The following is a 13027-nucleotide window of genomic DNA, read 5'->3' as shown; positions in this document are numbered from 1 at the left end:
AACCCGGCCCACCCCAGCAGCAAACTACACCGGGCGGGTGCCGGCGGTGGCGGGTTGACGGGATCGGCCGCCGGCGGATCAGTCCGGTTCGCCGTACTCGTCGAACCAGTGCGCCAGCTTGCCGCGGCGACTGACCGCACGCAGCCTGCGTTCGGTGGGGGCCCGCGTCTTGGGGGTGGTGACGATGAGCAGTTCGTCGCCGGCCTGGATACGGGTGAGTGGCTGCGGGACGAACGTACGGCCCTTCCGGATGATCAGGGTGATGACCGCGGGATCGGGCAGCCGCAACTCGAGCACCGAGACGTTGTGCAGCCGTGACGGCGACGACACCGTCATCGTCAACAGTTCGGCCTCCAACACGTCCAGCGGCGCCGCTTCCACTTGGATCTCCCGGGTGGCTTCACCCGAGATCAGCCCGATCTTGTGGGCCAGCAGGCTCAGCCCGGGGCCCTGGATCAGGGTGAAGACCACGACCAGAATGAACACGATGTTGAGCAGCCGGTAGCTGTCCGCGACGCCTTCGACGATGGGAAACGTCGCCAGCACAATGGGGACCGCGCCGCGCAGGCCCGCCCAGGATAAGAAAACCTGCTCGCGCCATGGCACCCGAAAGGGGGCCAGGGAGATCAAGACCGAGAGCGGCCGGCCGAGCAACAGCAACACCGCGCCGATGACGATCGCCGGTATCAGCTCGCCGCCCAATTGGCTCGGGCTCACCAACAGGCCGAGCAGGACGAACAGCCCGATCTGGGCGAGCCAGCCGAGCCCTTCGGCGAAGGACCGGGTGGCCGAGCGGTGCGGCAAGCCGGAGTTCGCCAATATCACCGCGGACAGATACGCGGCGATGAACCCGCTGGCGTGCGCGCTGGCGGCCGCCGCGAACGCCACCATGCCCAACGCGAATGTGGCCAGCGGATAGAGCCCGGAGGCCGGTAGCGCGGCTCGGCGCATCGCGAATGCGCCGAGCACCCCGCTGAACAAGCCGACCGCGACGCCGACGACCAGCTCGTACACCACGCCGGTCGCGGCGGTTCCCGGCGCGAGCGTCAGCGGTGTGGTGCTGAACATGAGCACGAGAATGGCGGCGGGCGCGTCGTTGAATCCGGACTCGGCCTCGAGCAGACCGGCGACGCGGCGGGGCAGCGGCAGGACACGCAGGACCGAGAACACCGCGGCGGCATCGGTGGGCGAGACGATGGCCCCGAGCAGCATGGAGAGCTGCCAGGGGATGCCGAGCAGCAGGTGCGCGCCGGCCGCCGTGACCACCATGCTGATGCCCACCCCGACGGTGGCCAGCACGCCGGCGGGCGCCAGCAGCTTGCGGATGTCGGCGAACCGCGTCGTCAGGCCGCCTTCGACCAGGATGACGGCCAGTGCCGTCGTGCCGAGGTCGCTGGCGAGCTGGACGTCGGAGAATTCCAGCCCCAACCCGTCGTCGCCCAGAGCGACACCGACCGCGAGGAATAGCAACAGGCTGGGCAACCCCACTTTGGCGGCCGCGCGGGTGGCCACGATGCTGGCCAGCAGCACGAGGCCCCCGACCAGCAGCGTCACGTACAGCTGCTGCAAGGTCATGTTCATCGCCGTTCGGTCGCGGCTCAGGCCAGCGAAGTCGGGTTGTGTGCAAGTGAATCAGTAGTAACACTAATGACTAGCTGGGGTTCACGCTGACCAGCCGTCAGGAGAGTGGATAGTGCGCATCGGGATCGCCGGCGCGGGCGCGGTCGGTCGCTCGGTCGCATGCGAGCTACTCGAGGCCGGTCACCGAGTCTTGCTGATCGAGCGCAACGTCGACCATTACGTGCCGCACACGGTGCCGGAGGCGGAGTGGTTACTCGCCGACGCGTGCGAGCTGGCGTCGCTCCAGGAGTCCGGGCTGCAACTGTGTGACGTCGTCATCGCGGCAACCGGCGATGACAAAGTGAACCTCGCGGCGGCGTTGCTGGCCAAGGCCGAGTTCGGGGTGGCCAGAGTGGTGGCCCGCGTCAACGACCTGAGAAACGAGTGGCTGTTCACCGAGGCGTGGGGCGTCGACGTGGCCGTCTCCACGCCGCGCGCGATGGTGGCCGGGGTCGAGGGGGCCATCGATGTCGGCCACCTCGTGCAGATGATGGGTCTTGCGCGTGGTCAGGTCAACCTGTCGAAACTGACACTGCCGGTGGACAACCCGCTCGTCGGTCGGCGGATTTCTGATCTGCCGTTGCCGGAGAACGCCGCGTTGATCACCGTGCTGCGTGGCGGCAACGTCATCTTGCCGCAGCCCGGCGACGTGCTCGAAGCCGGCGACGAAATGCTGTTCGTCGCAGGCGGTGCCGCCGAGAATCAGGTGCGCGCCCTCATCGTGCACGGCGCCCCGAACCGGTCGGCGCACTCGGTGAAATACCGGCTGGCCCAGTCAGAGTGGGCCTCTTCACCGCAGATACCGGGCGATCCCCGGTATCCGGCGCGAAACCCGCTGGCCTAGTTCGGCCCCAACGCGTGCCACCCGCCTAGAACACGTTCTAGTCTGTGGAACCATGGGATTTCTGAAGCCCGAGCTACCGCAGCTCGACATGGCCGAATGGAACAAGGGCAGCCGCAGCGACAAGATCCGCCCCATGGCCAAGCACTGGGCCGAGGTCGGCTTCGGCACGCCGGTCGCACTGCACCTGTTTTACGTCGTCAAAATCCTGCTCTACATCCTCGGCGCGTGGCTGTTCGCCTCGGCCACCCGAGGCCTCGGCGGGTTCACGCATGTCGCGTCGTGGTGGTCGGAGCCGATCGTGTTCGAGAAGGTCGTGCTCTACACGATGCTGTTCGAGGTGCTCGGTTTGGGCTGCGGCTTCGGGCCGCTGAACAACCGGTTCTTCCCGCCCATGGGCTCGGTCCTGTACTGGATGCGCTTCGGCACCATCCGGCTGCCACCCTGGCCGGACCGCGTCCCGTTGACCAAGGGCACCAAGCGCAAACCGATCGACGTCGCCCTGTACGCGCTGTTCCTTCTGGTGACGCTCGCGGCGCTGTTCGCCGACGGCACCGGGCCGATCCCCGAACTCGGCACCAACATCGGCCTGTTGCCCGTGTGGAAGGTCGTGCTGATCCTGCTGCTCCTCGCGGTGCTCGGCCTGCGCGACAAGGTGATCTTCCTGGCGGCGCGTGGCGAGGTCTACGCGACCATGGCGGTGACGTTCCTGTTCGCTGCGCCCGACATGATCGTCGGGTCCAAGGTGGTGTTCATGGTGATCTGGATGGGCGCCGCGACATCCAAACTCAACAAACACTTTCCGTTCGTCATCTCCACGATGATGTCCAACAACCCGCTGGTGCGGCCCCGCTGGCTGAAACGGCGCTTCTTCGAGAAATTCCCGGATGATCTGCGGCCCGGGCGGCTGTCGCGATGGCTGGCGCACCTGAGCACCGCCATCGAGATGCTGGTGCCGCTGCCGCTGTTCTTTTGTCACGGCGGGTGGCCCGTCACGGTGGCCGCCGTCGTCATGGTGTGCTTCCACCTGGGCATCCTCGTCTCGATTCCCATGGGCGTACCGCTGGAGTGGAACGTCTTCATGATCTTCGGGGTGCTGTCGTTGTTCGTCGCCCACACCCACATCGGCCTCGCTGACCTGAGACACCCGGTGGTGGTGGCGATCCTGTTCGTCGTGATCGCTGGAATCGTGTTGCTGGGCAACATGTTTCCACGCAAGATCTCGTTTCTTCCCGGGATGCGCTACTACGCCGGCAACTGGGACACCACCTTGTGGTGCATCAAGCCGTCGGCCAACGACAAGATCGGCCGCGGCATCGTGGCGATCGCCAGCATGCCCCAGGCCCAGCTGGAACGGTTCTACGGCAGCCCTGAGGCCGCGCAGATCCCGCTGTACATGGGATATGCGTTCCGCGGCTTCAACACTCACGGCCGGGCCCTGTTCACGCTGGCGCACCGCGCCATGGCCGGCCAGAACGAAGACGACTACGTCCTCACCGACGGTGAGCGGATCTGCAGCACCGCGATCGGCTGGAACTTCGGCGACGGCCACATGCACAACGAGCAACTGATCACCGCGCTGCAGGAGCGCTGCCACTTCGAGCCGGGCGAGGTCCGCGTGGTTCTGCTTGACGCACAGCCGATTCACAAGCAGACGCAGGCGTATCGGTTGGTCGACGCGGCGACTGGTGAGTTCGAGCGCGGCATCGTGCGGGTCGCCGACATGGTCACCCGGCAACCCTGGGCCGACGACGTTCCGGTCGAGCTGGCGTCCGAGTAACGCGAGCAGACGCAGAATCGCATCGCGGGGGTCCCCCGCGTGCGATTCTGCGTCTGCTCGCCAGGCCTAGCCCGCGCGCACCTCCTGCGCGGCGGCGACCATGTTCTTCAGCGACGCGCTCACCTCGTCGGCGTTGCGGGTCTTCAGCCCACAGTCGGGGTTGACCCAAAGCCGTTCGGCCGGAACGGCCCGCAGCGCCGCACGCAACGACTCGGCCATCTCCTCGGTGCTCGGCACCCGCGGCGAGTGGATGTCGTAGACGCCGGGCCCGACGCTGTTGGAGAAGCCGATCGAGTTCAGGTCGTCGAGCACCTCCATGTGTGAGCGTGCCGCCTCGATCGAGGTGACGTCGGCATCCAGATCGGCGATCGCACCGATCACATCGCCGAATTCGGAGTAGCACAGGTGGGTGTGGATCTGCGTGGAGTCCGCGACACCGGAGGTGGCCAACCGGAAAGCCCCTACGGCCCAACGCAAATAGTCGTCCTGGGCCGCTCGACGCAGCGGCAGCAACTCGCGCAGCGCCGGCTCGTCGACCTGGATGACCGCGATACCGGCCGTCTGCAGGTCCACGGTCTCGTCACGAATGGCGAGCGCCACCTGGTTGGCGGTATCGGCCAGCGGCTGGTCGTCGCGCACGAACGACCACGCCAGAATCGTCACCGGACCCGTCAGCATGCCCTTCACCGGCTTGTCGGTCAGCGACTGCGCGTACTTGGCCCAGTCCACCGTCATGGGGTGCTGGCGGATCACGTCGCCGTAGAGGATCGGCGGACGCACGCAGCGGCTGCCGTAGGACTGCACCCAGCCGCTCCTGGTGGCGAAAAAGCCCTCGAGCTGTTCGGCGAAGTACTGCACCATGTCGTTGCGTTCCGGCTCGCCGTGCACCAGCACGTCGATCCCGAGGTTCTCCTGCAGCTTGATGACGTCGGCGATCTCCTGCTTCATCCGCTTGTCGTATTCGGTCTCGTCGATCTCACCGGCGACCAAAGCCGCACGGGCTTTGCGGATCTGGACGGTCTGCGGAAACGACCCGATGGTGGTCGTCGGCAGCGGCGGTAGGTGCAACCGCTCGTCCTGGCTGGTCCGGCGCCGGGCCGCGTCACCGCGGTGTGCGCCGGAGGCCACGATCGAGTCGATGCGGGCACGGATGCTGTCGTTGTGCAGGCGCGGGTCGCTCCCGCGGGAGGCCACCGCGGCGTTCGACGCCGCGATCTCGTCGGCCACGGCCTCGCGCCCCTCACGCAGTGCGCGCGCGAGCGCCACCACCTCGGCGACCTTCTCCTGTCCGAAGGCCAGCCAGCTGCGCAGCGCCTCGTCCAGCCCGGTCTCCGGCTCCAACGAATAAGGGACGTGCAGCGTCGAGCAGGACGTCGAGACGGCAACTGCGGCAGCCGAACCCAGCAGGACGTCCAGCTTGCCCAGCGCCGCCTGAAGGTCGGTGCGCCAGATGTTGCGTCCGTCGACGACGCCGGCTACCAGAACCTTGTCGGCTAGTTCGGATACCGCAGCGACGGCCGTGTCGGGAGCGTAGACCAGGTCGACGCCGATCGCCTCGACGGGCGTGCGGGCCAGACCCGCCAACGCCGCGCCTGGGTCACCGAAGTACGTCGCGACGTAGATCGACGGCCGGTTGCTGACCGCGCCCAGCTTGTTGTAGACGGCCTCGGCCAACGCGGGCGCATCGGGGGAGGCGTCGGTCACCAGCGCCGGCTCGTCGAGCTGCACCCATTGCGCACCGTTGTCGGCGAGCAGCGACAACAGTTCCGAATAGATGGGCACCAGTTCTTCGAGTCGTTCGATGGGTGCTCCCGCTCCGTCGACGCCCTTGCTGAGTAACAGGAAGGTCACCGGCCCGATGACGACCGGCCGCGCGGGAATGCCCTGTGCCAGTGCCTCTTTCAGTTCCGAGAGCACCTTGTCGGGGTTCAGCGCGAACTTTGTGGCGCGCCCGATCTCCGGAACGATGTAGTGATAATTGGTGTCGAACCACTTGGTCATTTCCAGCGGCGCGACGTCGGCATTGCCGCGCGCGGCGGCGAAGTAGCGGTCGAGGTCGTCGGAGACCTGCGTGGCCCGGGCCGGCAGCGCGTCGAGCATCACCGCGGTGTCGAGCATCTGGTCGTAGTAGGAGAAGGTGTTCACGGGTACCGAGTCGAGGCCCGCGGCCGCCAGGTGAGCCCAGGTGTCGCGGCGGAGTGTCGCGGCAACGGATTCCAGTTCCGATCTGCTGGTGCGGCCGGCCCAATAGCCCTCGGTGGCGCGCTTGAGTTCGCGCTTCGGGCCGATGCGCGGCGAGCCGGTAACCGTGGCGGTGAATGGTTGAGTGGTCACGTTTTCGTCCTTTAATCAACGGTCTGGTCACCGCCGGCGGACGCGAGGCCGAACCATCTCGGGAAGTGCGCCACCGGCACACAAACGTCAACGGTTGCGGTCGAACGCCCATTCCACGAGGCGATGAGCCCGCCGGACGCGGCGCGTCCGGCACAGCTGGCAGGTCTTCGGACTCACAGGCGCGCACCGGGGAAGTGCTCCTAATGGCCGTCGCTTCCCAGTCCTGTTGGTAGGACCAGTGCTTGTGACGGCGGTCGTTCCTGCATACCGCTGCGGGACAGTCCCGGACTCTCACCGGGTTCCCTCTTGCGAAGCATGTCTAACATGTCTCGCTCGATGCCGGCGCCACGTTGCGTGCCGACGGCAGACCAGCTGCGTAGCGGAGCTTACTCCGCTGGTGACGGGGTCAGCGAGCCAGTGCCTGGGCGATGGGGACGTCGCCGTTGTTGAACTCGATGGTGCGCCCGATCGTGGAGTCATCCGCCAGTGCGGCGGCGGCGACGTGTGCGACGTCGGCGCGCGATACGGAACCTTTGGCCCGGCCGACGGCGATGCGGCCCGTGGCCGGCTCGAGGGTGAGCCGGCCGGGCCCCAGGATTGTCCAGTTCAGATCGCTGGCGCGTAGGTGGGTGTCCGCGGCCGCCTTGGCCTCCGCGTAGGCGAAGAACGGATCGTCTTGCGGCACATTATGATCCGGCCCGGCGCCGAAGTAGGACACCATCACGAACCGCATGACGCCCGCCTTGGCGGCGGCATCGATCACCCGGATGGCCGCGTCGCGGTCGACGGCATACGTCCGCGCCGGGTTGCCGCCGCCGGCCCCGGCGGAGAACACGACCGCGTCATGCCCGGCCAGCAACTCGGCCAGTGCGTCGGTGTCGAGCGCCTCGATGTCGGCGGTCACGGGTGTGGCACCGGTGGCGGCGACATCGCTGGCGTGGTCCGGGTTACGGAAGACCGAGCTCACCTCGTCGCCGCGTTCGGTCAGCAGGCGGGCCAGTTGCAATGCGACCTTGCCGTGGCCGCCGATGACGATGACTCGAGTCATGCCACCGACGGTACGTCACGGCGAGACGGCAACTACCGACGCAAAATGCCGAGGCGGATGCGCGGCACGTGGTTAGAGCTTGACCTTGCCCATGATGATGTCCATGATCGGCTTGCCCGGCGCGTAGGACCCGGTCACCGACGCCATCGTGTGGCCGGTGTCCACCAGCAGCGTGACGCCGCTGACGCCGCAGGCGGCGTCGCTGTTGAGGAACGCCATGACGTCGCCCATCTGCTCCGGGGTGTGCACCTTGGAGCCGGTCTCGTCCCGGTAGTCCTGCGCGAAGGACAGCCACAGGTCCGCGTTGGCCTGGGCCAGCGGGGTGTCGGTGGGGCCGGGGCAGATCGCGTTGATGCGAATGCCCTTCTTCAGCAAGGGGTAGCCCTGGTTGGCGACGTAGGTGTTGATGATCTTCTTGCTGGTGCCGTAGTGGTTGATGCCCTCGGCCTCGTGCGCCTGGCACCACGCCTCGGCCGCCGCGAAGTCCGGCGTGGCCAGGAAGTCGTTCATCAGGTCCAGGTCGTTCTCCCAGCCCATGCCGGCCACGGAGGAGATGAAGCAGATCGCCGCGCCGTTGGGCAGCTGGTTCTTCTCCAGCAGCCGGTCGATGAGGTGGCGGTGACCGATGAAGTTGATCTTCATCAGGTCGATCGTGCCGTCGGCGACCCCGGCGGCGGAGAACAGGGCGTGGATGGGGCCCTCGATCTGCTCCAGCGCGGCGTCGATCGAGGCCGGGTCGCGCAGGTCCACCTGCACGGACTGGGCGACGTCGTAGTCCACTGGCGCGTAGTCCAGCACGATCACTTCGGCGCCGAGCTCGGCCGCTGACTTGGCCGCGGCGGCGCCCATGCCAGTCGCGCCACCCACAACAAGGGCGCGCTTGCCGTCGTAGCGCAACCGATCGACAATGGTCATGGAAATCCCCTTCTCGGATAATGCCAACGCGGTTCTAACCGCTCAACTGTATGGGTAACAGTTATTTGGTTCAATAGCGGGGCGGGTTAATCGAGGTTTACTTGCCGCGGACCGCGACGCCGCGCAGAACGGTGTCCCGCGCGTGCACCAGTCCCGCGCGGGTGCCGACGTCGCGAAGGATGTTCTCCGGTATCCACTGCAAGCCGACGACACAGCGTGACAGCATCGCAGTGGACGGCGCGTCAACGCCTATTTCCCCGGACCGGATCCCCTCGGAGAGCAGCGTTTTCATCTGCCGCAGCCGCGTGGCGTACAACCAGCCCGGGTTGGGCGTGTCCGGTGGCGATTGGCGCATCCACGCGAGCTGGATCCTGAACTCGTCGGAGAACCGGTCCAGCGCGTTGACGTTGACCCAACTCAACGCGTCCAGCTTCTCGATCGGGGTGGCATCCGAGCGCAGGACGCTGACCCAGCCCGCTTCGACCTTGCGGCCGAAGGATTCCATGATCGACGCGAGGAGTTCGTCTTTGGATCCGATCACCCGGTACACGGTTCCGGTGCCAAGACCGGCGGCCGAGGCGATGTCCCGAATGGTGGTGACCTCATATCCTCTGCGGCCGAATTCGGCTCGCGCCACCGCGCGCACCGCCGCCGCCTTGTCGCTGGGGTCGGCATCGCTGTCGTCGGACCAGGTGGCGATGACGTCGTTGGCGGCGGCGAAGGCCTTCGAGCGGTCCAGCGCGGCGTCGGTCGGCGGTCGAGTTGCCAAGCCCTGCAGAATGATTCGGCAGAGCAGGCCGGCCACCTCGTCGCCGGGAGATTTGTGGCGCATGACGTCGAGGCCGACCTGCAGCATGGTTTGGCAGATGCGGTCGGCCAGCGTGGGCAGGTCGATATCGGGTTTGATGTAGCCGCTCCACCGGCCGGCGCGCAGCGTTTGCAGCATCGCCTCCTGAATCGCCACGGGCCGCTGCTGCGTCAGCTTGATCAGCTCCGGGTCCGTGCTCGGCCCCTCGTAGAACGACATCTGCAAGGCGGCACGGTGCTCGACGGCGCAATCGGCGATCGCCGCCCCGAGTTCGATGATCTGGTCGGCGACCGGACGGGAGTCTGGCTCGTCCAACTTCGCCTGCGCGGATCGCCCGATCCGTTCCAGATCGTCTTGGTAGCGCCGGATCAGCTCGACGAGGATCGCCTCTTTGGACTCGAAATGGTGATAGAGGCTGCCGGGAAGAATGCCTGCGGCATCGGCAATTTCCTGTAGCGACGTCCGCAATCCCGAGGACGCGATCAGGGACGCCGCCGTTGCCAGGATCTCGGCGCGGCGCGTCGGGGAATCGGCTGTGCCGCTGCCCCGCAGTGACTCGGCCTTCGCCATGGTCAGCGGTGTGCGAGCCCGGACGACTGCGGGTTGGCGAACATGCGCATTCGTCCTCTCGTGCCGAACCAAATCTTTGTTAGAGGCTATCAGACCGGGCGCGATGAATGCGCTGCACAAAGCGGTGAAAACCCCATTCTAGAGCGCCGGGCCATCCCAGCGGTCGCATGCGACCACCTCCTCGACCGGCCGACGTGGGGCAGGCCGGAAGGTGCGGCCCGCGCGGAGGCGGCCCACCGGCAGCAAGCAACCCTGAACGTAGGTTTGCGGAATTCCGAGCAACTTTCGGACTTCGTCCTCGTGATGCAGGTGCAGGGTCGTGACGCAGGTGCCGTATCCGCGGGTGTGCAGGGCCAGCTGAAAATTCCACACCGGCGGGAAGATCGACCCGTACAGCGTTGCCAGGTGGAACGATTCGTCGCCGTCGATGCGCGGCAAGTAGGGCTCATAGCAAGGGATTACCAGCAACGGCACCCTCGCCATGTTCTCCACCAACCACTCCGTGGACGACATGACCCGACTCTCGGGTGTGCCCGCCGGCATAAGGTCGGCAAGCAGCTGTCCACCCACCCGCCGCAGATAGGCCTCGCGGTAGAGATCGGCGATCCTGGCGCGCAGCGCCGGGTCGGCGATCACCAGCCACCGCCACGACTGGGCGTTCGACCCGTTCGCGGCCTGCAGGCCGATCCGCAGGCACTCGCGGATGTCGTCGGGGTCGACGGGCGCCTCCAGGTCGAGCGCCTTGCGCGCCGACGGGGTTGCGGTAAGCAGATACTCGATGTCCATCATTGACGGCCTCTCTTCGCAAGGCGCGCACCGAGATCGGTGAGATACCGATCGGGCCCGCCGAGAAACGCGCTCCAGCCCAGCAGGCGCTTGAGATAGAGGTGGGCGTCGTGCTCCCAGGTGTAGCCGATCCCGCCGAACACCTGGATGGCGGTGTCGGCCACGGCGGCCAGCCGCCCGGCGAATGCCTTGGCCCGCAGCGCGGCGAGGTGCCGCTCGTCGGTGTATCGATCTTCGGTGGCGGGGAACGCGTCGCTGGTCCACAGGGCGTGGATCACCCCGCTGCGGGCAAGCTCGACGGTCTCGTACATGTCGACACACAGGTGCTGGATCGCCTGGAACGAGCCGATCGGCTGACCGAATTGCCTTCGCGTTTTTGCATATTCGACGGCGAGGTCCATGACGGCGCGGGCGGCGCCGAGCGCGTCGGCGGCGGCCGCGATCAGCACGTCGTCGATCACCGCGGCGAGCTGTTGCGGAGACGCCGCGGCCAACAACTGCGCGGGGGCCGCGTCGAACGCGACGCGGAACTGCTTGCGGGTCGGGTCGATGCCGGTCTCCGCCACGACCGAAACACCGGGCGAGCCGGTGCGCACCGCGAAAAGCCCGGTGCCGTCCGTGTCGTCGGCGAGCACGAGCAGGACGTCGGCGGCAGCGGCATCCGGTACGCCGGTGACCTCACCGTGGAGCGCCATGCCGTCGTCGCGTCGGCCGGCGGAGACGTTCGCGAGGTCCAGAAAGCAGACGGCGGCGATCGTGGTGCCGTCGGCGATCCCGCGCAGCAGTCCCGAGGCGGTATCGTTGGCGCCCAACAAGTTCAGCGCCCGCGGGGCGGCCACCGCGGTCGACAGCCACGGTCCCGGATGCAGCGCGGCGCCCAGCTCTTCGGCGACGATACCGGCCTCGACCATCGTCATGCCGGCGCCGCCGCAGTCCTCCGGCACCAGCAGGCCGGTGACCCCGAGGCCGGCAAGGCCGTGCCACACCGATCCGTCGGTCCCGGTCGGGTCGTCGAGCAGTGGGCGCACGTGATCGGAGACGGGCGCCTTTTCGGCGAGGAAGCGTCGGGTGGTGTCGCGCAGTGCCACCTGCTCGTCGGTGAGTTCGAGGTTCATGTTCGCGGCAGCCCCAGGACCCGTTGAGCGGTGATGTTCTTGTTGATCTGGCTGGTGCCGCCGGCGATGGTCAGCGCGCGCGACGTCAGGCGGTAGTCCGCCCACGACGCGCCGGCCTTGCGGGTGCCCAGCACGTCGAAGGCGAGGGCGGCCAGATCCTGGCCGATCTCGCCCCACACGGTCTTGGCGAGGCTCGCCGACCCCAATGCATCACCGCCGTGCATCGTGGCCGAGATCGATCGCTGGCACAGGACCTCGAGATACTTGATGCGGACGGCGATTTCGCCGAGGCGCCGAAGCGTGACGGGGTCGTCCAGCGCGGCGGGTTCGGCCGTGGCGAGATCGTCCACCAGCTCTTCGAGCCGCACCTGCATCTCGGCGTACAGTCGGGCGGCCCCGGCGCGCTCGTGGCTGAGCGTGGTGGTGGCCACCTGCCAGCCGGCATTGAGAGGCCCGAGCAACGCGTCCGCCGGCACCCGCACGTCGTGAAAGAACACCTCGGCGAAATCGGCGTCGCCATTGAGCGTGACGAGCGGGCGTGCCTCGATGCCGGGCAGCGTCATGTCGACGATCAGGCAGGAGATCCCCTTGTGCTTGGGCGCGTCGGGATCGGTGCGCACGTAGAGCTGGCACCAGTCGGCCCGGTGTCCCAGCGATGTCCAGATCTTCTGGCCGGTGACCACGAAGTCGTCACCGTCTCGGACGGCGCGGGTGCGCAGCGCCGCGAGATCCGAGCCGGCCTCAGGTTCCGACATTCCCTGGCACCAGATGTCGTCGGCGCGCATCATGCGGGGGAGCAGGGTGAGCTTCTGGGATTCGGTGCCGTATTGCATGATGGCCGGCGCAATGTTGTTCAAGCCAATGACGTTGAGCGGCACGGGTGCTCGGGCGCGGGTGGTTTCCTCGGTGTAGACGAGTTGCTCGAGGACCGTCGCGCCGCGGCCGCCGTACTCACGCGGCCATGACACGGCGGCCCAGCCCGCGTCGGCCATCGTCGCATTCCACACGCGCAGCATCTCGAACGCGGCGTCGTCGCGGCCGGTGGGCCGGCGGGCGGCCACCAGCTCGTCGGTCAGGTTCTGCGCCAGCCAGTCACGCAGCTCGACGCGGAATTGTTCCACTTCCGCCGGGTATGAAAAGTCCACGTTGCCTTTTTCTTTGGCCTCTTATGCGTCCCTTGCCACCAAGCCGGACTCTACGTTTGAGCCGA

General features: G+C 67.2%; 10 protein-coding genes and 1 riboswitch. Of the genes, 2 read left to right on the top strand and 8 right to left on the bottom strand.

Features of this window, described 5'->3' with window-relative positions; all coding sequences use genetic code 11:
* Nucleotides 1–78: 78 nt before the first annotated feature.
* A complete protein-coding gene (locus ACZ50Z_RS14245) occupies nt 79–1575 on the bottom strand; it encodes a potassium/proton antiporter (RefSeq protein WP_464484131.1) in 1497 nt (498 codons plus the stop codon).
* Between the two features lie 118 nt (nt 1576–1693).
* Here ACZ50Z_RS14245 and ACZ50Z_RS14240 point away from each other — a divergent pair, with 118 nt between their 5' ends.
* Both ACZ50Z_RS14240 and ACZ50Z_RS14235 read left to right on the top strand, forming a co-directional pair.
* Entirely contained in the window at nt 1694–2464 is a 771-nt protein-coding gene (locus ACZ50Z_RS14240) for a potassium channel family protein (protein WP_464484130.1), read from the top strand.
* 52 nt (nt 2465–2516) lie between these two features.
* Nucleotides 2517–4241: a DUF3556 domain-containing protein gene (locus ACZ50Z_RS14235; protein ID WP_464484129.1), complete on the top strand. Its 1725-nt coding sequence runs from the start codon at nt 2517–2519 to the stop codon at nt 4239–4241.
* A 66-nt stretch (nt 4242–4307) separates the two neighbouring features.
* Here ACZ50Z_RS14235 and metE read toward each other — a convergent pair whose 3' ends face one another.
* The 7 genes from metE to ACZ50Z_RS14200 form a co-directional block, all read right to left on the bottom strand.
* Nucleotides 4308–6575: a 5-methyltetrahydropteroyltriglutamate--homocysteine S-methyltransferase gene (gene metE, locus ACZ50Z_RS14230; protein ID WP_464484128.1), complete on the bottom strand. Its 2268-nt coding sequence runs from the start codon at nt 6573–6575 to the stop codon at nt 4308–4310.
* Between the two features lie 141 nt (nt 6576–6716).
* A riboswitch (cobalamin riboswitch) is annotated at nt 6717–6931 on the bottom strand.
* Nucleotides 6932–6981: 50 nt separating this feature from the next.
* Nucleotides 6982–7623, bottom strand: a complete 642-nt coding sequence (locus tag ACZ50Z_RS14225) for an SDR family oxidoreductase (protein WP_464484127.1) — start codon at nt 7621–7623, stop codon at nt 6982–6984.
* 72 nt (nt 7624–7695) lie between these two features.
* On the bottom strand, nt 7696–8538 hold the full coding sequence (locus ACZ50Z_RS14220) for an SDR family oxidoreductase (protein ID WP_464484126.1): 843 nt from the start codon (nt 8536–8538) through the stop codon (nt 7696–7698).
* Nucleotides 8539–8635: 97 nt separating this feature from the next.
* Nucleotides 8636–9916, bottom strand: coding sequence for a TetR/AcrR family transcriptional regulator (locus ACZ50Z_RS14215; RefSeq protein ID WP_464484125.1), 1281 nt, complete (start codon nt 9914–9916; stop codon nt 8636–8638).
* A 138-nt stretch (nt 9917–10054) separates the two neighbouring features.
* A complete protein-coding gene (locus ACZ50Z_RS14210) occupies nt 10055–10702 on the bottom strand; it encodes a nitroreductase family protein (RefSeq protein ID WP_464486239.1) in 648 nt (215 codons plus the stop codon).
* Nucleotides 10702–11817, bottom strand: coding sequence for an acyl-CoA dehydrogenase family protein (locus ACZ50Z_RS14205; RefSeq protein WP_464484124.1), 1116 nt, complete (start codon nt 11815–11817; stop codon nt 10702–10704). Before ACZ50Z_RS14205 ends, ACZ50Z_RS14210 begins: the two co-directional genes overlap by 1 nt.
* Nucleotides 11814–12962: an acyl-CoA dehydrogenase family protein gene (locus tag ACZ50Z_RS14200; protein WP_464484123.1), complete on the bottom strand. Its 1149-nt coding sequence runs from the start codon at nt 12960–12962 to the stop codon at nt 11814–11816. The genes ACZ50Z_RS14205 and ACZ50Z_RS14200 overlap by 4 nt, the downstream gene beginning before the upstream one ends.
* Nucleotides 12963–13027: the final 65 nt, after the last annotated feature.

This window comes from Mycobacterium sp. NTMscope_MAC_269 (genome assembly GCF_976985695.1).
Note: the sequence above shows the minus strand (reverse complement) of the source record. Positions and strands in the feature narration are given on the sequence as shown.